The 23551-nt window shown below is 32.2% G+C and carries 23 protein-coding genes; 2 read left to right on the plus strand and 21 right to left on the minus strand.

The genetic code is table 11. The features are described 5' to 3' along the window. From VLC96_RS11170 to rpsF, 12 genes are all read right to left on the minus strand, one after another. The coding region (locus tag VLC96_RS11170; RefSeq protein WP_491700818.1) for a type IX secretion component PorD family protein at positions 1–298 on the minus strand (298 nt) is incomplete at its 3' end. Continuing rightward, the gene (gene coaBC, locus VLC96_RS11175) at positions 291–1502 is read right to left on the minus strand and encodes a bifunctional phosphopantothenoylcysteine decarboxylase/phosphopantothenate--cysteine ligase CoaBC (RefSeq protein WP_325262979.1); all 1212 of its coding nucleotides are present in this window, start codon (positions 1500–1502) and stop codon (positions 291–293) included. The genes VLC96_RS11170 and coaBC, both read right to left, overlap by 8 nt. 8 nt (positions 1503–1510) lie before the next feature. Next, on the minus strand, positions 1511–1828 hold the full coding sequence (locus tag VLC96_RS11180; RefSeq protein WP_325262980.1) for a DNA-directed RNA polymerase subunit omega: 318 nt from the start codon (positions 1826–1828) through the stop codon (positions 1511–1513). A 9-nt stretch (positions 1829–1837) separates the two neighbouring features. Then, positions 1838–2632, minus strand: a complete 795-nt coding sequence (locus tag VLC96_RS11185) for an outer membrane protein assembly factor BamD (protein ID WP_325262981.1) — start codon at positions 2630–2632, stop codon at positions 1838–1840. 130 nt (positions 2633–2762) lie between these two features. Beyond that, on the minus strand, positions 2763–3650 hold the full coding sequence (dapA, locus tag VLC96_RS11190) for a 4-hydroxy-tetrahydrodipicolinate synthase (RefSeq protein WP_325262982.1): 888 nt from the start codon (positions 3648–3650) through the stop codon (positions 2763–2765). A gap of 16 nt (positions 3651–3666) precedes the next feature. Next, positions 3667–4191: a DUF6913 domain-containing protein gene (locus VLC96_RS11195; RefSeq protein ID WP_414655570.1), complete on the minus strand. Its 525-nt coding sequence runs from the start codon at positions 4189–4191 to the stop codon at positions 3667–3669. 315 nt (positions 4192–4506) lie between these two features. Beyond that, positions 4507–5199, minus strand: a complete 693-nt coding sequence (locus tag VLC96_RS11200) for a hypothetical protein (RefSeq protein WP_325262986.1) — start codon at positions 5197–5199, stop codon at positions 4507–4509. Continuing rightward, on the minus strand, positions 5189–7192 hold the full coding sequence (ligA, locus tag VLC96_RS11205; RefSeq protein ID WP_325262988.1) for an NAD-dependent DNA ligase LigA: 2004 nt from the start codon (positions 7190–7192) through the stop codon (positions 5189–5191). Before ligA ends, VLC96_RS11200 begins: the two co-directional genes overlap by 11 nt. Before the next feature lie 71 nt (positions 7193–7263). Continuing rightward, entirely contained in the window at positions 7264–7737 is a 474-nt protein-coding gene (locus VLC96_RS11210; protein WP_325262989.1) for a DUF6495 family protein, read from the minus strand. Positions 7738–7810: 73 nt separating this feature from the next. Continuing rightward, positions 7811–8254, minus strand: coding sequence for a 50S ribosomal protein L9 (rplI, locus tag VLC96_RS11215; RefSeq protein WP_325262990.1), 444 nt, complete (start codon positions 8252–8254; stop codon positions 7811–7813). Between the two features lie 66 nt (positions 8255–8320). Beyond that, positions 8321–8617 carry a 30S ribosomal protein S18 gene (rpsR, locus tag VLC96_RS11220; protein WP_026715037.1) on the minus strand — a complete coding sequence of 99 codons (297 nt, stop codon included), beginning with the start codon at positions 8615–8617 and terminating at the stop codon, positions 8321–8323. Positions 8618–8622: 5 nt separating this feature from the next. Next, positions 8623–8964 (minus strand): 30S ribosomal protein S6, encoded by a 342-nt coding sequence (gene rpsF / locus VLC96_RS11225; protein ID WP_281298720.1) that lies wholly within the window; start codon positions 8962–8964, stop codon positions 8623–8625. Positions 8965–9130: 166 nt separating this feature from the next. Here rpsF and VLC96_RS11230 point away from each other — a divergent pair, with 166 nt between their 5' ends. Next, positions 9131–9826 carry a LytR/AlgR family response regulator transcription factor gene (locus VLC96_RS11230; RefSeq protein WP_325262993.1) on the plus strand — a complete coding sequence of 232 codons (696 nt, stop codon included), beginning with the start codon at positions 9131–9133 and terminating at the stop codon, positions 9824–9826. A gap of 10 nt (positions 9827–9836) precedes the next feature. Here the strand turns inward: VLC96_RS11230 and priA are convergent, their stop codons facing one another. From priA to VLC96_RS11255, 5 genes are all read right to left on the minus strand, one after another. After that, positions 9837–12284, minus strand: coding sequence for a replication restart helicase PriA (gene priA, locus VLC96_RS11235; RefSeq protein WP_325262994.1), 2448 nt, complete (start codon positions 12282–12284; stop codon positions 9837–9839). Positions 12285–12425: 141 nt separating this feature from the next. Further along, positions 12426–12857 carry a DUF2147 domain-containing protein gene (locus VLC96_RS11240; RefSeq protein WP_325262995.1) on the minus strand — a complete coding sequence of 144 codons (432 nt, stop codon included), beginning with the start codon at positions 12855–12857 and terminating at the stop codon, positions 12426–12428. 84 nt (positions 12858–12941) lie between these two features. Further along, positions 12942–13892, minus strand: coding sequence for a YihY/virulence factor BrkB family protein (locus VLC96_RS11245; protein ID WP_325262996.1), 951 nt, complete (start codon positions 13890–13892; stop codon positions 12942–12944). A gap of 4 nt (positions 13893–13896) precedes the next feature. Beyond that, on the minus strand, positions 13897–14754 hold the full coding sequence (gene nadC, locus VLC96_RS11250; RefSeq protein ID WP_325262998.1) for a carboxylating nicotinate-nucleotide diphosphorylase: 858 nt from the start codon (positions 14752–14754) through the stop codon (positions 13897–13899). Positions 14755–14975: 221 nt separating this feature from the next. Next, a complete protein-coding gene (locus tag VLC96_RS11255) occupies positions 14976–16352 on the minus strand; it encodes a M28 family peptidase (protein ID WP_325263000.1) in 1377 nt (458 codons plus the stop codon). A 288-nt stretch (positions 16353–16640) separates the two neighbouring features. Between VLC96_RS11255 and VLC96_RS11260 the strand changes: the two genes are divergently transcribed. Further along, positions 16641–16817: an Hc1-related histone H1-like protein gene (locus tag VLC96_RS11260; RefSeq protein WP_325263001.1), complete on the plus strand. Its 177-nt coding sequence runs from the start codon at positions 16641–16643 to the stop codon at positions 16815–16817. Between the two features lie 70 nt (positions 16818–16887). On the opposite strand, the gene VLC96_RS11265 is transcribed toward VLC96_RS11260, so the two are convergent. From VLC96_RS11265 to VLC96_RS11280, 4 genes are all read right to left on the minus strand, one after another. Beyond that, positions 16888–18810, minus strand: a complete 1923-nt coding sequence (locus VLC96_RS11265) for a discoidin domain-containing protein (protein WP_325263003.1) — start codon at positions 18808–18810, stop codon at positions 16888–16890. 84 nt (positions 18811–18894) lie between these two features. Next, positions 18895–21195 (minus strand): beta-glucosidase BglX, encoded by a 2301-nt coding sequence (gene bglX / locus VLC96_RS11270; RefSeq protein WP_325263004.1) that lies wholly within the window; start codon positions 21193–21195, stop codon positions 18895–18897. A 145-nt stretch (positions 21196–21340) separates the two neighbouring features. Further along, positions 21341–22723, minus strand: coding sequence for a glucoamylase family protein (locus VLC96_RS11275; protein ID WP_325263005.1), 1383 nt, complete (start codon positions 22721–22723; stop codon positions 21341–21343). A gap of 161 nt (positions 22724–22884) precedes the next feature. Beyond that, positions 22885–23551 (minus strand): RagB/SusD family nutrient uptake outer membrane protein (locus VLC96_RS11280; protein WP_325263007.1); only part of this gene is annotated, 667 nt, incomplete at its 5' end.

Here is a 23551-nt window from a genome sequence, read left to right on the forward strand (position 1 = left end):
AATAAGTCGAATTGAAAATATTCCTGGAAGATTGCACCTGAATATTCGCAACAAATTGATCAGAAGAATAACTGGAAATAGTAATATACATCGAACAATCTACCTTTTCTTTTTGCGTAAGCGATTGTCCTGTCCAGTCCGTTTTATTAACAAACTCATTTAAAGCATTTTCCAGTGTTTTAAAAACCTGTTGATTGGCATTGCTTAATTTTTGTGTATTTAAAGTCACTGTACAATTCAACTGTTGGGCTTGAAGAAAACCACAGCTAAAAAATAAAAACAAAACAAATCTAACCATAAAAATGTGCAATTACTTTGTTTAAAATATCATCCGCTACAGCTTCTTTGGATTTCAAATCCATTGGTTCAATTTGAAACTTACTATCAATAAAAGTAACTTTATTGGTGCTTTTTCCAAATCCGGCTCCTTTATCCTGCAGCGAATTAAGAACTATCAAATCTAAGTTTTTTTTCTGGATTTTTGCTTTAGCATTTTCAATTTCATTTTCAGTTTCCAAGGCAAATCCAATTAAAAACTGATTTTTCTTGACTTCACCAAGGGATGCCAATATATCTTTGGTTTTCTCAAGATTTATAGAAAAATCATCTGATGCTTTTTTTATCTTTTGCGAAGCTACATTCACAGGTCGGTAATCGGCTACTGCAGCTGCTGCAATAACTGCATCCATATCTTGATAATACTGATGACAGGCTTCATACATTTCTTGTGCAGATACAATAGGAATTACTTGCACCAAAGCATGATTTATTTTACAATGAGTTGGTCCTGAAATCAATATAACTGACGCTCCTAAGTTAGCAGCACTTTGGGCAATATCAAAACCCATTTTGCCAGAAGAATGGTTTCCAATAAAACGAACCGGATCAATTGCCTCATAGGTTGGCCCAGCTGTAATTAAAATCTTTTTCCCTTTCAAAGGCAATTTGCTTTCAAGATCTGCTTCTAAAAATGAGACAATATTTTCAGGTTCTGCCATTCGACCTTCGCCAGATAAACCGCTGGCTAATTCTCCATTTTCAGCAGGAATCATTATATTTCCAAATCCCTTTAAACAATTAAAACTCTCAATAGTTGATGGGTGAATATACATATCCAAATCCATTGCTGGTGCAAAATAAACAGGACATTTAGCCGATAAGTAACAAGCTATTAAAAGATTATCACATAACCCATTTGCCATTTTGGACAAAGTATTGGCAGTTGCTGGTGCAATCACCATTAGATCAGCCCAAAGTCCCAATTCGACATGACTATTCCATTCCTCATTTTTTTCATCTTTATTATAAAATTCTGAAAAAACTGGATTCTTAGAAAGAGTTGATAAAGTAAGTGGGGTTATAAAATCCTTAGAAGCAGGTGTCATGATCACTTGGACATGTGCACCTGCTTTTATGAAGAGTCTTACTAAGGAGGCCGTTTTATATGCAGCAATTCCGCCAGATATTCCCAGCAAAATCTTTTTTCCGCTTAAAACTGACATCAGTAATATTATTTATTTGCTTCTCTATAGTAAATCTTACCTTCAAACCATTCCTGAACGGCTAAAGCATGTGGCTTTGGAAGTTTTTCATAGAATTTAGAAACTTCTATTTGTTCTTTATTTTCAAAAACTTCTTCCAAACTATCATTATAAGTAGCAAATTCCTCTAATTTCTCAGTTAATTCTTTTTTGATTTCAGAATTAATTTGATTTGCTCTTTTAGCCATAATTGTTATCGCCTCATACACATTTCCAGTAGGTTCTTCAATAACAGTTTTATTATAAGTTATTGTATTTACTGGAGCATTTGTCTTTTTTAAATCCATGACTTTTATTTATTTATTAAATTTTTGTAACTCAACATCAATTTTAGCTAACATTTCGTCTGCTTTACTTCTGTATTCTGTATCTGGTTTGAATTTAATCAAATTATTATAACAGTTTTTAGCGGTAACCAATCTCTCTTCCATTTTTACATAAACACTGTTCATTGCTAATAAATAAGCTGAATCCAATTTATAATATAATGCTTTTTCTTTAAGAGGAGTTCCTGGATAATCTGCAATAAAATTATCAAAAGCAATCAAAGCAGATTTGTAATTTGAAATTTTATTGTATTCTAATGCATTTTCATAAACTTTGCGCTCAATTTTGTCATTTAACATTTTTGATGTAGCATTCGCTTCAGCGATGTATTGAGAATTTGGATAACGATCAATAAAAGCTTGCATTTTTTCAATAGCTTTATAGGTATCAGTTTGGTCAATGCTGTAAACTGGAGATAACATAGCATAACTTTTTGCTCCTAAAAATGAGCATTCTTCTGCTTTTTCACTTCTTGGATAACCAGAAACAAAACTATCAAATTGATATCCTGCCAAATTATATTGCTTTGTTTTATAAAGTGATTGTGAATACATGTAAAACAACTTCTCACCCTGAGGCTTTCCTCTATAAGTTGGAGTTAATTGTTCAAAAAGTCTAATAGCCTTTGAATACTTACCTGCATCATATAATTTTGTTCCAACATCGAACTTTACAGCCACGTCTTCTTTCTTTAATGCATCCTGATATTCACCACAAGAGCTAAAAAACAAAACAACAAGCAATACAGATATTATTTTTCTCATTTTTATCTACTAGATTTTAATATTATTGCTAATGTATAAACGCAATAAAAGCCACCAAAGTTAGGTGGCAAATTTAGTTATTAATTTAGCTTTTACAAAATATTTCTTTAATTAAAAAAACTGTTGTGTTTTAAGAACTTTTCACCATATTTTTAACGAAAACATCTAATCGATTTGATAAAGATTCATCAACACAAACCAATGGTAAACGCAATACATTCTCAGTTATACCAAGGCTTTTAAAAACCTCTTTTATTCCTGCAGGATTTCCTTGTTCAAAAATCATATCGATACAATCAGCTAATAAATAGTGAAGTTTGTAAGCATCATCTACTTTTCTATTCAATCCTAAACGAATCATTTCGGAAAATTCTTTAGGAAAACCTTGACCAATTACTGATATAACACCAGATCCACCAGCCAAAACCATTGGTAATGCAATCATATCATCACCCGAAATCACTAAGAAATCTTTAGGCTTATTTTTTATAAGCTGCATTGCCTGAACTATATCGCCGGCAGCTTCTTTTATTGCAACAATATTTTCAAAATCTTTTGCCAATCTGATAACAGTTGAAGGTAGCATATTACTAGAGGTTCTTCCTGGTACATTGTACAAAATTACCGGAATTGGAGAGGCTTCTGCAATAGCTTTAAAATGCTGATATATCCCTTCCTGACTTGGTTTATTATAATAAGGAGAAACAGATAAAATAGCTTCAAAAGCTGAAAAGTCTCTTGTCTTTAATTCGTCAACAATAGCTAATGTGTTATTGCCGCCAACTCCCAGAATCAATGGTAATCTTCCGGCATTTACATCAACTATAGTATTAATTACCAACTCTTTTTCTGCAGTAGTTAATGTTGCATTTTCTGCCGTAGTTCCAAGTATAACAAGATATTCAACACCACCGTCTATCGAGAAATTCACAATTCTTCTTAGAGCTTCAACATCAACTGTAAAATCGTCTTTAAAAGGTGTTATTAAAGCAACTCCTGTTCCTATTAATGATTGCATAATTTAATTTATATTTTTATTTAATTTCTTTATTTAATATTTTCAAGTATTTAAAAGTTTCACTAATAAAACTTTTGTAGTTCTCAATACTAGTATTTATCATCAAATGATTGAGTCTTTTATCTATTGTTGAAAAGCCAATTTTAAATTTTGCTTTAGAACTATTAGTCACTTTTAACAAAAAAGGTTTTTCCTCATCATAATAACTAATCAACAAATCAAATTCATCTGAAACAAAGTCATCTATAACGGGATCCAAAAATTCATTTTTCAGATTTAAATGTTTGAGGCCAAATGTAGATTCGAAATAATTTTCTTTATCTTTAAAATTATCACGGTAAACAATGATTTTTATATCATTCTCATTAATACCATTATCGATAATTTCTCGCTTTAATGCTTGTGTTTCAAAAAAATGGCTTTCATCAACAATTAATCCAACCCTGGAAACAGCTTGATCTAAAGACACGTCTTTAACCTCACGTAGCTGTGTTTTCAAGGATTTTTTTAATAAAAAGCTCTTTATAATTTTTAAAAACATAGTACTTTTACAAGATTACAAATTTAATTATTTAAGTTACATTTGAGATGGTAAATCTAAAAAACTACAATGACTTTTTAAAACTTTTTGTTACATTCCTAACTTTTATTTTTATTATTTCTTGTAGCAGTAAAATTTTACAGTCCCAAAAAAGATATTTTATTGGTAACCACAACTCGTACTTTCCGGACAAGCCAACATCGTAAAAACTTCAATCTAAAAAGAAGTTTTGGTCAATCAAGTTGTTATGGAATAAATTTAGGCAGAATCGTTTTTTATTTTAATTCTAATAAAGAAATAAAAACTCGAGGAAAATCAATAATTGTTTAACTCTCCAACTTCTTTATTTTTTTCTAAAAAATAATTCACCATAAAAAAATACGAAAGAAATTGCGTTATTAAACTAATTAAAGCAAAAGCTTCTGTATAAAAATAAAATTTTGAAACTACAAAAAATATATCAGAGACCACAAAACAAACGCACATTAACAAAGCATTAAAAAAAACATCACTACTATTCTTTATATAATTCAAAACCGAAAAAACACTTAGTAAACTTAAGATTATACCAAAAAAAACATATAAAGAAAAGTCGAGCTCTAGATTTTCAAGTTTTAAATTTAAAACAGAATAGCAGATTGTGCTAATTCCTACTATACTAATAAAGACAGAAATGAGATCGTTTTTATCAAACTTAAAAGATTCAAAGTCTTGAAAAGCAATGTATAATAATAGAATATAGACAAATAAAACACACACGAAAGACCCTAAAGGAGACTCTGGCATCTTTAAAACAACTAAAACATCCCTTATAAATAAAGCAAAAAGTATTATTGCTCTAAAAACAGAAATTTTATAATTATTGGACACCAAATAATAAATAAATAGAGAAGGAATTATGGTAGATCTTAAATAAAGCTCAATCATTTCCTGACCATTTAATCTAAAAATAATAGATAAAATTGATGCCACAAAAAATAAAATAAGTGAAGGAGCACTAACTTTCATTCAACATTCCTATAAATTGATCCTCAGAAATTATTGAAATATTCAACTTACTCGCTTTTTCCAATTTTGCAGGTCCCATATTATCGCCAGCCACAACAAAATCTGTTTTAGAAGAAATTGAACTTCCGACTTTTCCGCCATTATCTTCTATAGCTTTTTTTAGTTCATCTCGTGAAAATGTTGAAAAGACACCGGAAACCACAAATGTTTTTCCTAAGAATTTTTCAGTTGCATTTGGATTAATTTTCTCAATAATTTCAAATTGTACTCCATAGCTTTTCAACCTTTCGATGATAAGTTTATTTTCATTATTAGCAAAGAAATCAACAACACTTTGAGCGATTCTCTCCCCTATTTCATCTACCAAAATCAAATCCATCAGAGTTGCTTTTTCTAAAGCATCAATATTTTTGTAATGTTTGGCTAACTTTTTGGCAACTGTCTCCCCTACAAAACGAATACCTAAGGCAAATAATACACTTTCAAAAGGAATATTCTTAGAATTAGCAACACCTTTTACTAAATTTTCAGCTGATTTTTGAGCCATTCTTTCTAATGGAAGAATTTGCTCAACCGTTAATTCGTATAAATCGGCGTAATTATGCACCAATCCATTATTGAATAATAACGCAACAGTTTCTCCACCAAGACCTTCAATATCCATGGCTTTTCTAGAAATATAATGCTGAATTCTACCTATAATTTGCGGTGGGCACCCATAAAAATTTGGACAGTAATGATTCGCTTCACCTCCAGTACGAACTAATTCTGTTTTACATTCAGGACAGTGCGTTATATATTTTGTGGGTTCAGAATTATCAGGACGCTTATCCACATCAACAGCAATAATTTTAGGAATGATTTCGCCACCCTTTTCAACAAAAACAGTATCTCCAATGCGAATGTCTAATTTTTCAATCTGGTCAGCATTATGCAAAGAAGCACGTTTTACAATTGTTCCGGCCAGTTGTACTGGCTCCAAATTAGCAACAGGTGTAATCGCTCCTGTTCTTCCCACTTGATAAGAAATGGAATTCAGGCGAGTAAAAACTTGTTCCGCTTTAAACTTATACGCCATAGCCCAACGTGGTGATTTAGCCGTATAACCTAATTCCTGTTGTTGATGAAAATCATTAACCTTAACTACAACCCCATCTGTTTCATAAGGAAGTTTATGCCTGTGAGTGTCCCAATATTCTATAAATTCAAAAACCTCTTCTAAATTATTTGCTAATTTGGCTTCTTTCGGCACTTTAAAACCCCAGCTTCTTGCCATTTCCAAACCTTCAAATTGAGATTTAAAAGGCAATTGATTACCGACAATAAAATACAACAAACATTCTAAAGGTCTTTTTGAAACTTCGGCGCTATCCTGCAATTTTAAACTTCCAGAAGCAGTATTTCGGGGATTAGAATAAGGAGTTTCACCAATTTCAATCAATTCCTGATTCATTTTTTCGAATCCTGCATAAGGCAATATAATCTCTCCACGAATTGCAAAATGTGATGGAAAATTGCCCTTTAAATGCAATGGAATAGACTTAATTGTCTTGATATTATTCGTTACATCATCACCTTGAAAACCATCGCCACGAGTGACAGCCCGAGCTAATTTCCCATCTTCGTAAGTGATACTTATAGAAGCTCCATCATATTTTAATTCGCAGGTATACTGCAAAGAAACATTTCCTAAAGCTCTTTGAATTCTAGCTTCCCAATCCTGCAAATCTTCTTTGGAATACGAATTATCCAACGAATACATGCGATATTCATGCGGAATAGTTTTGAAATTTTTTGTGATTGTCCCACCTACTCTTTGTGTTGGTGAGTTAGCGTCAAAAAACTCAGGATGTTTGTTTTCTAAATCCTGAAGTTCTTTTAATTTCATATCAAACTCATAATCGGACAATGTCGGATTATCCAACACATAATAATTATGATTGTGAAGATTAAGTTCTTCTCGAAGTGTTTGAATGGTTTGCTCTATATTCATAAAAAAAATGACTATTCTGACGGATTAAATAATCCACCAAAATAACCATTTTAAAGTTTAAAAATCAAATTTTATGATTCAATAATCGTATTTATTTGATTGTATAATTGACCGTCACTCAAAATAGAACCTTGCTGAATCAATTGAAAAATGGAAAGATTACGTTCTTCTGTAAATTCTTTTTTACCAACTTTCATCTCAATAGTATCGGTAAACATATTATCAGTTAACCATTGCAAACCTTCTTTAGTCAAAAAATCAACATCAGGAACCAATGATTTCAAAACAATTGATTTTATATAGGTGTCAAAACAATGAAATAAGAAAATATGATTTTTAGAGAAAAACTCTAAATAGGTAGCTCTCGACAAAACCCCTTCCCAAATTAAATCTGAAAAAACATCCAATTCCTGTTCGGCTACTTCTGGTTTTTCACTTTTTATCTGATCCCATTCAGCTTTATCAATTGCCTGCGCCGCTAAAAAATTAGTAAATTCTTGCGTCAATTCTTCGAATTGTTCTTTGGTTAGTCTGGAATATTTCATTTTATTATTTGATAATTATTTAAACAAAAAAAATCCCGATTTTCATCGGGATTTCAATTTATACATTTTAAAATTATGCTTTTTCAGCGATAATTTCGTATGCTAATTCAACGATTACATCTCTGTGTAATCTTACTGAAGCAGTATATTTACCGATACGTTTAACGATACCAGAAGTGATGAATTTTCTATCAATTTCATAACCAGCTTTAGCGATAGCTTCAGCGATATCAATGTTTGTGATAGATCCAAATAATTTTTCACCACCTGCTTTTGCAGAAATTTTGATTTCCAAAGCTTTCAAGTTTTCAGCTAATGCTTTAGCATCAGCAACAACTTTAGCTTCTTTGTGCGCTCTTTGTTTTAGGTTCTCAGCCAATACTTTCTTTGCAGAAGCAGTAGCTAATTGAGCAAATCCTTGTGGGATTAAGTAATTACGACCGTATCCGTTTTTCACAGTTACCACATCGTCTTTAAATCCTAAATTTTGAACGTCTTTCTTTAAAATAAGTTCCATGTTGTTGTCCTTTATTTGAGAAGTTAGGTTTCTATTACAGAAAACCAACAACTGTTAATTTTATAATTATTTTAATAAATCGGCCACGTATGGCATTAAAGCTAAGTGACGAGCTCTTTTTACAGCTACAGACACTTTTCTTTGGTATTTTAATGAAGTTCCAGTTAAACGACGAGGAAGAATTTTTCCTTGCTCATTAACGAATTTCAATAAGAAATCAGCATCTTTATAATCTACATATTTGATACCTGATTTTTTGAAACGACAATACTTTTTAGTTTTGTTAGTTTCTATGTTCAAAGGCGTTAGATATCTGATATCTCCGTCTTTTTTTCCTGAAGCAGATTGTTGTAATGTTGCCATGATAATTAAGCTTTTTGAGATTTAAGTTTTGCTCTTCTTCTTTCAGCCCAAGAAATAGCATGTTTGTCAAGACTTACAGTTAAGAAACGCATAACTCTTTCGTCACGTCTAAATTCAGTTTCAAAAGCGATAAGAACTTCTCCTGGAACTTTGAATTCGAATAAATGGTAAAAACCACTTTTTTTGTTTTGAATTTCGTAAGCCATTTTTTTCAGACCCCAATCTTCTTTCGATACCATTTCTGCTCCTCTACTAGTAAGAAAATCTTCAAATTTGCTTACTGTTTCCTTTACCTGAACTTCAGATAAAACGGGATTTAAAATGAAAACAGTTTCATAATGATTCATAAAAAATTTATTTATTTGTTAAATTGGGTGCAAAAGTAATCTTTTTTTTCAAACAAACAAACGTTAAGCAAGCATAATCGATGAACGGTGAAAAAAATATTTTATTTTCTTAAATTAATTAAAAAAAAAAACTATTTTTACCCTACCGAATCAAAAACTTGATACTATGAAACTAAACTGTGTTGTTGTTGATGATAGTTCAATACAAAGAATGATTATTGCAAAATTAGTTAATAATCACACTAACTTAAACCTAATTGGAGATTTTTCTAATGCAATTGAGGCTAAAAGTTGCATGACTGTTCACAATGTTGATTTGATATTTCTTGATATAGAAATGCCAGTGATTAGTGGATTTGATTTTCTGGACGGCTTAAAAACGAAGCCGCAAATTATTTTCATTACTTCAAAAGCGGAGTATGCGATGAAAGCTTTTGATTATGATGCAACTGATTATTTGCAAAAACCTATTTCTATTGAACGATTTAACGCCTCTGTGCGCAGAGCGATTGACCATTTTCTTCTTAAACGAGAAAATAAAGAAGACGAAGGAGAACATATCTTTATAAAGAGTAATCTAAAAAAACTGAAGATTTTTACATCTAAGATTAAATGGATTGAAGCTTTTGGAGATTATGTAAAAGTTGTTACTGAAGATGATAGCAATCTTGTACTTTCGACAATGAAATCTTTTGAAAATGATTTATCAAAAGACAAATTCATTAGAGTTCACAAATCATATATTGTCAACATTGATAAGATTGATCGCTTTAACAGTAAATTTGCCGAAATTGGAGTTACTAAAATTCCTTTAAGTAGAAACAAAAAAGAAGACCTAGTAAAAGCTCTCGCCTATTCATAAAAACTTTACTTTAATAAAAATCTACATTAACTGTAACTTTTATTGATCTGTATTGCGATACGGCTTCAAAACTATTCAGTATTTTCTGAATAGTTTTTTTTGTGCCTATGATGGAAGTATTTTGCGGAATCTTGATTATAATAGTCCTTATATATTCATTTCTAATCCTATTAATAGCGGGCTCTTCGGGACCTAAAACTGGCAAATTCAAATTTTGACTCAAAACTTGATACAACCACAAAGCACCTTCTTTCAACTTATCAAAATCACGTTGTTTTAAGGATAATTTGATGATCCTAAAATAAGGTGGATACTTATATATTTGCCTGTCGTACAATTGCTCTTTATACATACCAATAAAATCAGAATGTGTAACTTGCTGTATTGTATTATGATTAGGGTTATAAGTCTGAATAATAACTTTTCCTTTTTTATCTGATCTGCCTGAACGTCCAGCAACCTGAGTCATCATTTGAAAACTTCTTTCAAAAGCTCTAAAATCTGGATGATACAACATTGTATCAGCGTTCATAATTCCGACCAAACTTACATTGTCAAAATCCAATCCTTTGGCAAGCATTTGAGTTCCTACCAAAATATCATATTCGCGATTCTTAAAACTATCAATTATTTTTTCGAAGCCAAACTTTCCACGAGTTGTATCCTGGTCCATCCTTCCAATTTTAGCATTTGGAAAAATAGTTACCAATTCTTGTTCAATTTGTTCAGTTCCTAAACCCTTTGTAGTTAAATCTACGCTATGGCAAGAATGGCAATGAGTAGGATTTGCAATAGAATATCCGCAATAATGACAACGCAATTGATTTTTATATTTATGATATGTCAAACTTACATCACAAGATTGACAATGAGGAACATGACCACAGGTAATGCATTCTATTATTGGAGAATACCCTCTTCTGTTTTGAAACAAAATTACTTGTTCGCCCATAGACAAAGATGTCGTGATTTCTTCAATCAAAACATCACTGAAATGGCCGCTCATTTTTTTTCGAAAGTACTTATCTTTCAAATCCACCAAAAGAACTTCGGGTAAACTTGCGTTTCCAAAACGTTTCAAAATTTCTACAAATCCAAATTTATCAGATTTCGCATTATAATAAGTTTCGATACTTGGTGTTGCGGAACCCAAAAGCACTTTGGCTTTATATGCATTTGCCAAAACAATAGCTGCATCACGAGCATGAAATCGCGGAGAAGGATCTGATTGTTTAAAATTTTGTTCATGCTCTTCATCAATTATTATTAGCCCCAAATCATTAAATGGCAAAAACAAAGCCGATCTGGCACCAATAATAATTTGTGCTTTTTCAGCATTCAACAACACTTGATTCCAGATCTCTACCCTTTCGTTATTATTATATCTTGAATGAAAAACAGCAACTTTATTACCAAAATGTATTCGAATTCTAGAAACTAATTGTGCAGTTAAAACTATTTCCGGTAACAAATACAACACTTGTTTTCCTGTTGCTAAATATTCTTCAATCAGTTTAATATAAATTTCAGTCTTTCCGCTCGAAGTGATTCCGTGCAAAAGACAAACCGATTTTTGTTCAAAATTTTCTTTTATAGCTTCAAAAGCCTGCTGTTGTTCTGAACTTAACTGGAGTTCATCTTCTCTAGCTTTTCCTGTAAAATTGATTCGGTCTTCTTGTACAAAATACTCTTCCAGAATTTCCTTATCTACCAATGCCTTAACAACCGCATTTGAAGATTGTGCTTTTTCTAAAAGCTTTTTAACCGAAACCGGCTTTTTTTCGGAAGCGCTCAATTGAAAATAGTTCAAAACTATTTCTTTTTGTTTTGAACTTTTTAAAATTTCGAGCAAGTCTTTTAAGCCTTGATCGTTCTCATATTTTGAATGCAATTTTATATATTTTACCAGTTTTGGCTTATATATTTCCTGAATTTCCTCCTCTAGAACGAGAATTTTTTTATCAATCAATTTTTGAATAATTGGAAAAATATTCTTCTTATTCAAAATTGAAATAATGTCTTGTATTTTTAAAGAACTCTGCTGTTGTAAGGCTTCGTAAATTAAATATTCATCATCTTCCAGCAATGTTTCATCAATGAATAAATCATTTTTTTTTGTGATTATTGTTTCACTTTCTAATAGCAATGCTGTCGGCATAGCATTTCGGTACACATCACCAATGGCACACATATAGTATTCAGCAATCCAAAACCAATGATTGATTTGGATTTCAGTTACTATTGGAGTAGTATCAAGAATTTGATGGATTTCTTTGGCTTCGTATAATTCTGGTGTGTTATTATGAATTTCAATAACTAAAGCCGTGTAGATTTTATTTTTACCAAAAGGTACCGTAATCCTCATTCCTTTCTTTATAAAAAGAAATTCAGCCTCCGAAACTCTGTATGTAAAAGTCTTGGCAAGAGAGAGCGGTAAAACAACTTCTACAAAATGCATTAAATATTTTTAAATTTTATGGAAATAAAAAAATGACTTTTTAATAAACCATTTAGAATTTCAGACAAATTAAGCTAGTCTTTTTTGTTTTAAACATAAAGAATGAAAAACAATATTAAACTTAGTAACCCAGTAACTTTATTACTTCACTCGATACCAATATTGAGTTCTTCCTAACAATGAAAATCCAATATAGCCTCTCACTTTCAATTTGTCATTATCTTCTAATGTGATGATACATTTGTATAATTTTCCGTTTTTAGGATCAAGGATTTGTCCATCACCATACTCATTTCCATCTTTTTTTAACCCTTTAATAACAGTAATCCCTAGAATTGGTTTATTTTTATCTTCTCCAGAACATTCTTCACAAACTTTATTTCTTTTTTCTGCCTCAAAAATTTCTATTACTTTACCATATATTTTTCCTGATTTTTCATAGATTTCTACAATCGATTTTGGTTTATTGGTTTCATCATCAATTGTTTTCCATTTTCCTAAAACACTTTGACATTGTATATTGGAAATTATAGAAAAGAATACAACTAGACTAAATATGATACTTTTTTTCATTTTTTCTTAAATTATTAATGTTTAAATTTTAATATTCGAAATATTATTACCCGAATTACATTTGGCAAGAATACAAAATTCAAATTAAAAATCGAATTTATTATCCAACTTTAATGCCTGCTTTTCTTTTCTCAATTTACGAATTGTCGCATTCAATTCAAAACCTAATAATAAAATCATACAGTTAATCCATATATAAAACATCATGATTAATAATGTCCCTATCGAACCATAAAGTTGATTATATTTCGAAAATCGTAGTACCCAAATTCCGAAAAAATAAGAAGAAACAATTATAAGAACTGTTGTAAAAACAGATCCAACACTTATAAATGGCGGTTTATGAGACTGTTTTGTTCCAAATCTTAATAGAATTGAAGACGCTACAAGAATCATTAAAATTACAAAAATATATCTTCCCATAATGATTAACGGGATTTGATCACTTAAAACATCCTGAATCATTGTTAACTGAATAACAACTTCAAATACAACAATCGTAGCCACTGTTAGTAACAAAATAACTGACAATAATAAGGAAATCCACAATGCTGTTAGATATTGCAATAAAAAACCTCTTTTTTCTAAGACATGTTTAGATGATTCAAAACCACCAAGTATTGCATTGATTCCATTTGCCATCAAGAAAATAGACAATAAAAACCCAGATGACACTAATCCTGAATGACTATTATTTAAAATATCATTGATAATATTTGCAATTGCATCATACGTATTTGGCGGCACCCCTTCTTTTACAAATTGAAGAAAGTCATCTTGAAATCCTTCAATTGGTATATAGGGAATTAAGTTTAAAATAAATAATGTAAAAGGAAATAATGCCATAAAAAAACTAAACGCAACTGCACCAGCATGATACGTAAGCGCTCCTTCTAAGATTCCTTTGAAATATAATTCCAATAAATCATAAAATGAAAAACCTTTCAAACCTGGCATTTTGATCTTTTTCAAGATATGCATCAGATTTTTTACAACAGGAATTTTTTCGAGTTTTTGCTCAGTTTTAAAGGTCATAATTCTAAATTGCTTTTAGACTTAAATCCATATTATAAACAGAATGAGTTAAAGCTCCTGACGAAATATAATTTACTCCACATTCAGCGTAATTGCGCATCGTTTCTTCATTTATATTTCCAGAAGATTCGGTTTGACATTTATTACCGATTAAAGCTACTGCTTTACGAGTATCTTCGTAATTAAAATTATCAATTAATATACGATGAACACCTTCGCTTTTTAAAATTTCTTCAATTTCTGAAAGATCTCTGGCTTCAACAATTATTTTTAAATTTAAATTATTTTCTTGAAGATACGCTTTTGTTTTGGCAATTGCTAATGTAATTCCGCCAGCAAAATCAATATGATTATCCTTTAACATCACCATATCATACAAAGCAAAACGGTGATTTTCTCCTCCTCCAATTGTAACAGCCCATTTTTCGGCGATGCGGAATCCTGGCGTTGTTTTTCTGGTATCCAGAACTTTTGTCTGAGTACCTTTTAGCAGTTGTACATAACTATTGGTTTTTGTTGCAATGGCACTCATACGCTGCATTGAATTTAAAACTACCCTTTCAGATTTTAAAATGGATTGAGAACGCCCTGAAACATGAAAAACTACATCACCTTTTTTAACTGCAGCACCATCTTGGATAAAGGTTTCAATCTGCATTTCCGGATCGACATATTCAAATATCATTTTTGCCAAAGCGACTCCAGCAATTATACCTTCTTCTTTTACCAATAATTTTGCTTTCCCTTTTGCATTTTCCGGAATACAAGCTAGCGAACTGTAATCTCCAGAACCTACATCTTCTCTTATAGCATTTGCAATCAATATCTTTAATTCATTTTGAAACTGCTCTTCGGTGATCATTTTTTTACTGTTTAAATAAGACGCTAAAGTAGGATTTATTTTGTGCAATTAAAAGCAAGATTTAAGATTCTGAAATGCTAAGTTACTAAGTTGCTGAGCCACTAAGTCATCAAAAATTTTAAACACTGAAGATTTTTAAAACTATTTAATTTTATATACAAAAAAACCTGCAGGACTAAATTCCTTGCAGGTTACAATATATTTTTAAAATTATGATAAAACTATTCTATTCCGTTTTGATCAATCATATAAATTAATGCAGTCATAGTTGCTGCGCCAAGTTCTAATTCCCTTTTATCTATAGCATCAAATTTATCATTGGCTGCGTGGTGATAATCAAAATAACGCTGTGGGTCTGGTTTTAATCCTGCCTTTACAATTGTTTTGGATGTTAAATGTTCAATATCCGAACCACCTTCTCCAATGGTAAAGCTATGAATCAAATAGGGTTCAAAAAGATTTTTATATGCTTGTATTTTTTTAAAATTGACATCATTTGCCTCAAAAGAAAACCCTCTTGGAGTAAATCCACCCGAATCACTTTCTAAAGCAAAAATATGATTCTCGCCATTTTGTTTTGAAAGTTCTTCGTACTTAGCTCCTCCTTTTCCACCGTTTTCTTCATTCATAAAAAGAACAACTCGAAGAGTATTTTTGGGTTTGTAATTCAGATTTTTAAAAATATTCATTACTTCCATACTTTGTACAACTCCTGCTCCATCGTCGTGAGAACCATCAGCCAAATCCCAAGAATCAAGGTGTCCACCAACTACCATTATTTTTTCTGGGTGTTCAGTTCCTTTTATTTCGCCCACAACGTTGTATGAAAGAACATCAGGTAATGTTTGACAAGATTGTTTAAAATAGAATTTTAAATTAGGATTTTTTTTCAAAGACTTGCTTAACAATTCCGCTCCATTGGTGCTAATTGCAGCGGCAGGAATATATTGGTCTTTTGGCAAATCACCATAATTTTGTCCGCCAGCATGCGGAAAATCATCTAAACGCAAATTTAAAGAACGCACAATTGTTCCTACTGCTCCATATTTTGCAGCTTCCTTTGCTCCAGAACGTCTTTGATCACCCGCTTTGAAATACGAATCAAAAGTGTCAATATTGTCCGGGTTCATTGGTCTGTTATAGAAAACGATTTTCCCTTTTACTTTATCGGTTCCTAAATCTTTCAGTTCAGCAAGACTATGAACTTCTATTACTTCGGCCTCAAGACCATTTTTTGATGTAGCAATTGAGCCTCCTAACGCACAAATTGGAACTACTGTCTTGGTTTTATTATCGTGAATATAGGCGGTTTCTTTTTCGCCGCGAACCCAATGTGGCACCATAACTTCTTGCAAATATACTTTATCAAAACCTAATGTTTCCATTTGACTTTTAGTGTATTCAACAGCTTTTTGTGCGCCATTTGAACCTGACAATCTGGAGCCAATTTTATTTGACAAATGATCCAGCCATGAATAGCACTTAGAATTGGTTAGTGATGAACTATAGATTTGTTTAAAAAATTGTTCGTCTTTATTTTGAGCAAATAAAGTGACGCCATTTACAAAAAGTAGAGCAAGAAGAAAGTTTCTTTTCATTTTGAATTAGTCTTAGTTATATTTTTACGTTAGTGCAATTTCGGAATTATTGAGTAAAATTCATATAAAATCAGAAAAAACTTAAATAGCCCTTTAATTTTATATTCTTATAGTCTTTTTCAATATTAATAGCTTTAAATTTTAATTTACTGACACTAAGAAAGTTTGTTATAATTCAGAAGTGGATACTTCAATTTTTATAAAAAAAGTAAAAAAATTAACACTAAATTGGATTTAACATTGATCCAAACTTTTATTTTTGCTGGCTAATTTTAATATAATAATACGATGAAAGATTTATTAGAAAAGATCTCTGCAGAATTTGAAGTTCTTAAAACTGATGCAGAATTGCAAATAGAAAAAGGAAACAAAGCTGCTGGAACAAGAGCACGTAAATCAACTTTAGATTTAGAAAAACTTTTAAAAGAATTTAGAAAACTTTCTTTAGAAGAATCTAAAAAATAAGTTTTGAAATAGTAAAGCCCTTTTGAAAAAACAAAAGGGCTTTTTTAATGAACAATTTTCTCTATCAAAACTATTTTACTTCTATAATTTTATTCCTGGTTCCAATTCCGTTTTCATTAAAAGGTTCAATTGTAAAGTAATATTTTGTGCCTTTATCTAAGCCTCTAAAATCATAAGAACTATCGTCGTAAACCATTATGTTATTATACAGTTTATCAGGAGCAATTCCGTAATAAATAGTATATCCAATTGCATCTGTTTGTTTTTTCCATGAAATAATTGCGTTACGAGAATCAGCTGTATTTCTTTTCACTTTAAAATCGCTAACTGCTTTAGGTTTCTCTGACAAACCATTTCCAAAAACTCTAAAATCAGAAACAGCAAATAAGCCCGAAGCATTATGAATATTGATCATTTTGATGTAACGAGCCTGAATTGGTTTTGACAATTCAACATAATCATGAGGTACATCTTTATCGTTTTTTGATTTATCCACTACCAAAGTCCAATTTTGCGCATCATCAGACATAAAAATCTGGTATTGATAATAAATATCCATTGCTTTATTGTACTGAGTTGCTTTATGATCGGCATAATTGATTTGTAATGCTTTAATTTCCATCTTTCTACCCAAATCAAGTTGTAGCCATTCACCAGGTTTATCAGTAGTTGCAGACCAATAAGTCTGAATATTTTCATCGGTCAAATTGGGAGCATCGTAGCAGAATTTCTCATATACTTTTTTGTTTCCGTTATCGACCCTATGGGTTTCAATCTCTCTACACTCTTCCGTAGATGAAACTGTTACAGGTTTTTTATACGAAAGCAGCATCCAACCTGTTGAAGCTCCTTTAGTCTGATCACGTTTGCCAGTTGGCAGCACAATTGGAAAATCGCCATAGGACGTGATCGAATACATTATATCATCATTATCAAATCCGGCTGGAAACATGTCGATTCTTCGTTCAAAACGGTCTTTTATTGATATTTTGCAAGTTCCTGTATTCCAATAATTGCCATAATTATCAGCAAAAGTGTTTCCGTGTCCAGCACCAATTACAAAACCTCCTGGTTTATATGACATCGGATTGTGTTTTTGATAAGTGAATGGCCCGAGAGGATTATCACCTACGTGAACACCATTGGCATACCCTTTAAATTCAGTTGCCGGAGCACCATATTGCATGTAATATTTCCCGTTATGTTTGGTCATCCAGGCTCCTTCAATAAAATTTCCCCAAGGTGCAGGCTCCATATCATTATTTGGACCAAAACGCTCCCAACCGTGAGCCGCAGGGTCTAAACCAACAACAGCTTTTGCTTGTCCATAAGGTTTCTGAATATCTTCGACTTCGGTCGCTTCATACAGCTTTGCATAATCCGCTTGATTTCCTTTTGGAAGCCATGTTTTATAATCGACCTCAACGCCAATTAAAGGTAACTTTCCGCTTGACCCATAATACATATATACTTTTTTGTCATCATCCTGAAAAATGGCAGGATCCCAAGTTGGCAACATAGCTGTGTTTACATGTCTTGTCCATCTTCCCGATTTTGGATCTACAGTTTTCCAAATTGGATGATCTTTCTTCCATGTTGAACCTACGTAAAATAAAGTATCATTAACAACCCAAGCAGCTGGTGCACATTGGTCGTCATCACCCGGTTGACGTTGAAAACTACCATAAACAAAGTTCCAGTTTGACATATCTTTGCTCCAGAAAAATCCAGCCTGATTGGTTGCAAATAAATAATATTCACCTTTGTAAGTGATAATCACAGGGTCCGCAATTGAACGACGGGATTCTCGAATTCCGTTATGATTGAAAGTAGTATAATTGTAACCGATGTTTATTGGATTACAAAAAGTTGTTGCTGGTTTTGCAGGATCAAACCATTCTGTTTTTCCAGAAACATTACTATTTTGTGCTGTGATATTGGTTATAAATCCAATCAATAAAAGCCCAATAATTTTTAGAAATTGTTTATACATTATGATGTTTTTTTTATTATTATAATTAAAAAAAAGCCCTTCGTCTAACCAAAAACGAAGGGCTAACCAAATAACTAACCAAACTTAATTAACTAAATAAAAACTAACTTTTTTATCTGCGTTTGAATTTCCTCCAACGAAAACTTCAAATTGTCCAGGTTCAGCTACAAATTTTAAATCAGAATTATAGAATTTTAAATCTTCTACACTGACTTCGAATGTTACTGTTTGTTTTTCTCCTTTTTTAAGATCTATTTTTTGGAAACCTTTCAATTCTCTAACTGGTCTTGTTACAGAGCCAACAACATCTCTTATGTATAATTGAACGGTTTCTTTTCCATCATAATTTCCAGTATTGGCAACCTCAACACTAACTTTAATTTTTTCATTAGAATTCATTTTATCAGATGAAATGGTAGGATTGGAATACGTAAAATTGGTATAACTCAAACCAAAACCAAAAGGGAATAATGGTTCATTTCTTTCATCGATATAATTAGATCTGAATTTTTCGAAATTGCCTTCGGAATTCATTAATGGTCTTCCTGTATTTTTATGAGCATAATAAATTGGCACTTGTCCAACGCTTCTAGGGAAAGTTGCCGTTAATTTTCCCGAAGGATTTACATCACCAAACAAAACATCGGCAATAGCATAACCAGCTTCTGTACCCGCAAACCAAACATTTAGAATTGCAGGAACAGTTTCATTTTCATCTTTTATAACTAATGGACGACCATCAAATAAAACAAGTACAACTGGTTTTCCTGTTTTTAATAACTCTTTCAATAAATCTTTTTGAGCTTGAGGAATTTCTAAATTAGTTCGGCTACTACTCTCACCACTCATCTCAGCAGATTCACCAAGTGCAGCAACAATAACATCAGCTTGGTTAGCCACTTTTACAGCTTCGGCTATCATTTCTTCTTTAGAACGATTATCTCTGTGTAACGTTTTACCAAACATTGTCGCTTTGGTTTCGAAATTTTCATCATAATCCAGATTGCTTCCTTTTGCATAAAGCACTTTGGTCGATTTTCCTGCAACTTGTTTAACACCTTCTAATAATGACACAGCATTTTCCATTTTTGTAGCAACACTCCAAGTTCCCGGCATATTCTCTTTGGCGTCTGCTAATGGCCCGATAAGAGCAATTGTTCCAGATTTTTTCAGAGGTAATAATTGATCTTTATTTTTTAATAAAACTAATGATTGAGCGGCAATTTTTCTGGCTTCATCACGGCTAGCAGCAGTAAAAATTTCATTTTTTGCTCTGTTTACATCGCAATATTTATAAGGATCTTCAAATAATCCTAAATCGTATTTGGCATTCAAAATAAGTGTAACTGCGTGATCAATTTGCTCAATAGTTACTTTCTTTTCGTCTAATGATTTTTTCAAAGTCTTCAAGAATCCTTCGCCAACCATATCCATTTCAACACCAGCATTTAAAGCTAATGCGGATACCGCTTGCAAATCGCCCATTCCATGTTCAATCATTTCTGGAATTCCAGTGAAATCAGTAACCACAAAACCTTTAAAACCCCATTGATTTCTTAAAACATCGGTCATTAACCATTTATTTCCGGTAGCTGGAACTCCGTCAACTTCATTAAAAGAAGCCATCACTGAACCCGCTCCTGCATCAACAGCGGCTTTATATGGAGGGAAATATTCATTGTACATTCTGATATGACTCATGTCAACTGTATTGTAATCACGACCAGCTTCTGGCGCACCATACAAAGCAAAATGTTTAACACATGCCAAAATCGAATTGTTTTTAGAAAGGTCATGTTGTTGGTATCCATCTACCATTGCTTTGGCAATTTGGCTTCCTAAATACGTATCTTCACCAGAACCTTCAGAAATTCTTCCCCAACGAGGATCACGAGAAATATCAACCATAGGAGAAAATGTCCAGTTGATTCCATCAGCACTTGCTTCCTGAGCTGCTATTTGAGCACTTCTTTCGATCAATTTCATGTCCCAAGTACAAGACAATCCTAGCGGAATCGGGAATGTAGTTTCGTAACCATGAATCACATCCATACCAAAAATCAAAGGAATTTTCAATCGGCTTTTTTCAACTGCAATTCGCTGTACTTCTTTTATTTTTGCAACAGATTTGATATTAAACAAACCACCCACTTTTCCTTCTTCTATATTCTTGGCGATATTGGAGCTATTGGCTTGACCAGTAGTAATATCACCAGAAGTTGGTAAATTTAATTGTCCTAATTTTTCATCCAAAGTCATTTTTGATAATAACTCAGCAACGAATTCGGCTTTGGGTTTGATCTTAACATTCTTTTTGCTTTCTTTCTTTTGGCCATAGCCTAAAAATAAAGAACTGAACAGCATTACAATTACAATTTTTCTCATTTTTATTATTTTTATTTCAATTAAAAATTAAAGAATTCCGGATTACCATTTTCGTTTTCAACAATCATGCCTATATCCTTAAATAACTTTAATTCAATTATTTATTAACATCATTTTATGAATCGTAAAACTTCAAAATGTTTCATTAAAATCCATATTTCGCTGAATGAAAACCCAGATTAGTCAAACCTTGTTTTACTTCTGGTGCATTCATAAATAATTTCCATATCAAACCGGTACGATAATTCTCAATCATTGGCGCAATGGTTCCCTGATCTATTGCCAAATAACGAGGTGTAACCCAATTGTAATGTGGTGAAAAAGCATCATAAGGACCGGCTATACCAACATATTTTGCTTTATTTTCGTTATATAAAAAACGTAAAAACCTCATCGATTCGGTTGGTGTATATGGAAAAGATGACAATGCCGCAGTTGGAGTAATCACACCTAAATCATTATCAGTATCATGAGCGGAATATCCTGTTGATCCATCCTTATTTCGCGAGTAACTCGCTGTAAGTCCCCAACACTTATCTGAATACCCTTTCCATTTTTTGGGATTTACAACACAATATTTGTAAATAATTTTAGATTGATTTTGTGTTAATTCCCAATAGTTAGCATACTTATCCGAAAGTTTTGTAGGGTCTAATCCTAGATATGAATATTGTGCCCAAAACAATGGTCCAGCATTTCCACTAACGGTATTATATTTGAAAACTAAAGGAATTCCGTATTGTTTTTTAGTTGTTGCTATTGTCCCGTTTCGAGTCCAGCCTTCGTGATAAGCAGCGTTAGGAATAGGATGTGTTGGAGAAGCCGCGCCCAAAATATAAGCAATCAGACATTCATTATAACCTTCTAATTTGAATTTCATTTCCCATTGATAAGTTGGTGACCAATGCCAATACATTGCATTTTCGCCATTTGTATACCATTTCCACTCTACTCCTTTCCAGAGTTTATCGGCTTTGGCAGACAATGCTTTTTCTTGGTCATTACCATTTTTAAAATATTCACGAACTGCAATCAAACCTTGGCATAAAAAAGCTGTTTCGACAATATCACCGCCGTCATCTTTATTACCAAAGGAAATTGCTTTTCCAGTAGTTCCATCCATCCAATGGGACCAAGCACCATGAAATCTATCGGCTTTTTCGAGGAAATTCATAGCCGTTGTCATTCGGCTAACAGCTTCGGCTCTTGGAATAAAACCTCTTTCAACACCAACAATCAAAGACATTAGCCCAAATCCTGAACCTCCTGTGGTAACTTTATTTGCCTCGAAGTTAGGATCATCTGTATGATAGCGTTCTCTCCCTAATTTTGAATTAGGTTCTGCATAATCCCAAAAGTATTTGATAGCATCTTTTTGGACTTGGTCTAAAATCTGTTCATCGGTTGATGATGCAATAGTCGGTTTGGAAGTTTTTGTTGCAGTTTTACTAGTAGTTTTATTATTCTGACCAATTGAATTAGACGAATAGAAAAAAATTAAAAACAATAATAATAGATTACTTTTCATTTTTTAAAAAATTGTTTTGATAATTAAAAAATATACACCCGATTTATTACTAGCATCAGGTGTATAACAAAATACTTTTTTAACCTTCACAAAAACTGTGCTGTAATGCTATTACACTTAAGTAAAACCAATTATAATTTTTTTGTTTTTTAATCATAAAACTAATAACCAGGATTTTGCTTAGACAAACCGCCTGTTTCTTTTATAAATAAATCTGGTATAGGAAATAATTCATTTTTTCCTTCTGTAAAGACTTTCCCATCAGCAGCAAAGGCAGCTTTGGCTTGACCAGTTCGCACCAAATCAAAATATCTATCAAACTCCATTGCTAATTCTACTCTTCGTTCTCTCCATATTGCAGTTCGTATATCAGCCTGAGAAGTGAAAGTTGTATTAGGCAATTTAGCTCTATTTCTTACTTGATTCAATAAAGGGATGGCCTGACTTGTTTGTCCTAACTCGTTTAATGCTTCCGCTTTCATTAATAATACTTCGGCATATCTTATAAAAATGACGTTTGCATCACTATCATCAGCGCCGGTAAATTCTGATGAATATGCTTTGTAATTATATCGTTCGTTTTCAACTGTAGTCGGCACTACTCTTCCATCATATAATGTTGATCCTCTGAAAATAATTGTAGCTCCTTTTCTAATATCTCCAGGTTCATATGCATTTACTAAACTAAGCGAAGGAGTATTGAAACCCCAACCCCAGCCACCAGTTCCGCGTGCACCTTGTACTTGTGAATATTGTTGAATTCCTTTTGCTGGTGTTGTTCCAACTCCATTGATTTCAAAAATGGATTCTACCCCATTTTCACCATCT

Source organism: Flavobacterium sp., from assembly GCF_035456085.1.
In the GTDB taxonomy this organism is placed as follows: domain Bacteria; phylum Bacteroidota; class Bacteroidia; order Flavobacteriales; family Flavobacteriaceae; genus Flavobacterium.

Coding starts and splice junctions, on each gene's coding strand:
- coaBC (WP_325262979.1), bottom strand. CDS start 1,502: ATGTCAGTTTTAAGCGGAAAAAAGATTTTGCTGGGAATATCTGGCGGA.
- VLC96_RS11180 (WP_325262980.1), bottom strand. CDS start 1,828: ATGGATTTAAAAAAGACAAATGCTCCAGTAAATACAATAACTTATAAT.
- VLC96_RS11185 (WP_325262981.1), bottom strand. CDS start 2,632: ATGAGAAAAATAATATCTGTATTGCTTGTTGTTTTGTTTTTTAGCTCT.
- dapA (WP_325262982.1), bottom strand. CDS start 3,650: ATGCAATCATTAATAGGAACAGGAGTTGCTTTAATAACACCTTTTAAA.
- VLC96_RS11195 (WP_414655570.1), bottom strand. CDS start 4,191: ATGTTTTTAAAAATTATAAAGAGCTTTTTATTAAAAAAATCCTTGAAA.
- VLC96_RS11200 (WP_325262986.1), bottom strand. CDS start 5,199: ATGAAAGTTAGTGCTCCTTCACTTATTTTATTTTTTGTGGCATCAATT.
- ligA (WP_325262988.1), bottom strand. CDS start 7,192: ATGAATATAGAGCAAACCATTCAAACACTTCGAGAAGAACTTAATCTT.
- VLC96_RS11210 (WP_325262989.1), bottom strand. CDS start 7,737: ATGAAATATTCCAGACTAACCAAAGAACAATTCGAAGAATTGACGCAA.
- rplI (WP_325262990.1), bottom strand. CDS start 8,254: ATGGAACTTATTTTAAAGAAAGACGTTCAAAATTTAGGATTTAAAGAC.
- rpsR (WP_026715037.1), bottom strand. CDS start 8,617: ATGGCAACATTACAACAATCTGCTTCAGGAAAAAAAGACGGAGATATC.
- rpsF (WP_281298720.1), bottom strand. CDS start 8,964: ATGAATCATTATGAAACTGTTTTCATTTTAAATCCCGTTTTATCTGAA.
- VLC96_RS11230 (WP_325262993.1), top strand. CDS start 9,131: ATGAAACTAAACTGTGTTGTTGTTGATGATAGTTCAATACAAAGAATG.
- priA (WP_325262994.1), bottom strand. CDS start 12,284: ATGCATTTTGTAGAAGTTGTTTTACCGCTCTCTCTTGCCAAGACTTTT.
- VLC96_RS11240 (WP_325262995.1), bottom strand. CDS start 12,857: ATGAAAAAAAGTATCATATTTAGTCTAGTTGTATTCTTTTCTATAATT.
- VLC96_RS11245 (WP_325262996.1), bottom strand. CDS start 13,892: ATGACCTTTAAAACTGAGCAAAAACTCGAAAAAATTCCTGTTGTAAAA.
- nadC (WP_325262998.1), bottom strand. CDS start 14,754: ATGATCACCGAAGAGCAGTTTCAAAATGAATTAAAGATATTGATTGCA.
- VLC96_RS11255 (WP_325263000.1), bottom strand. CDS start 16,352: ATGAAAAGAAACTTTCTTCTTGCTCTACTTTTTGTAAATGGCGTCACT.
- VLC96_RS11260 (WP_325263001.1), top strand. CDS start 16,641: ATGAAAGATTTATTAGAAAAGATCTCTGCAGAATTTGAAGTTCTTAAA.
- VLC96_RS11265 (WP_325263003.1), bottom strand. CDS start 18,810: ATGTATAAACAATTTCTAAAAATTATTGGGCTTTTATTGATTGGATTT.
- bglX (WP_325263004.1), bottom strand. CDS start 21,195: ATGAGAAAAATTGTAATTGTAATGCTGTTCAGTTCTTTATTTTTAGGC.
- VLC96_RS11275 (WP_325263005.1), bottom strand. CDS start 22,723: ATGAAAAGTAATCTATTATTATTGTTTTTAATTTTTTTCTATTCGTCT.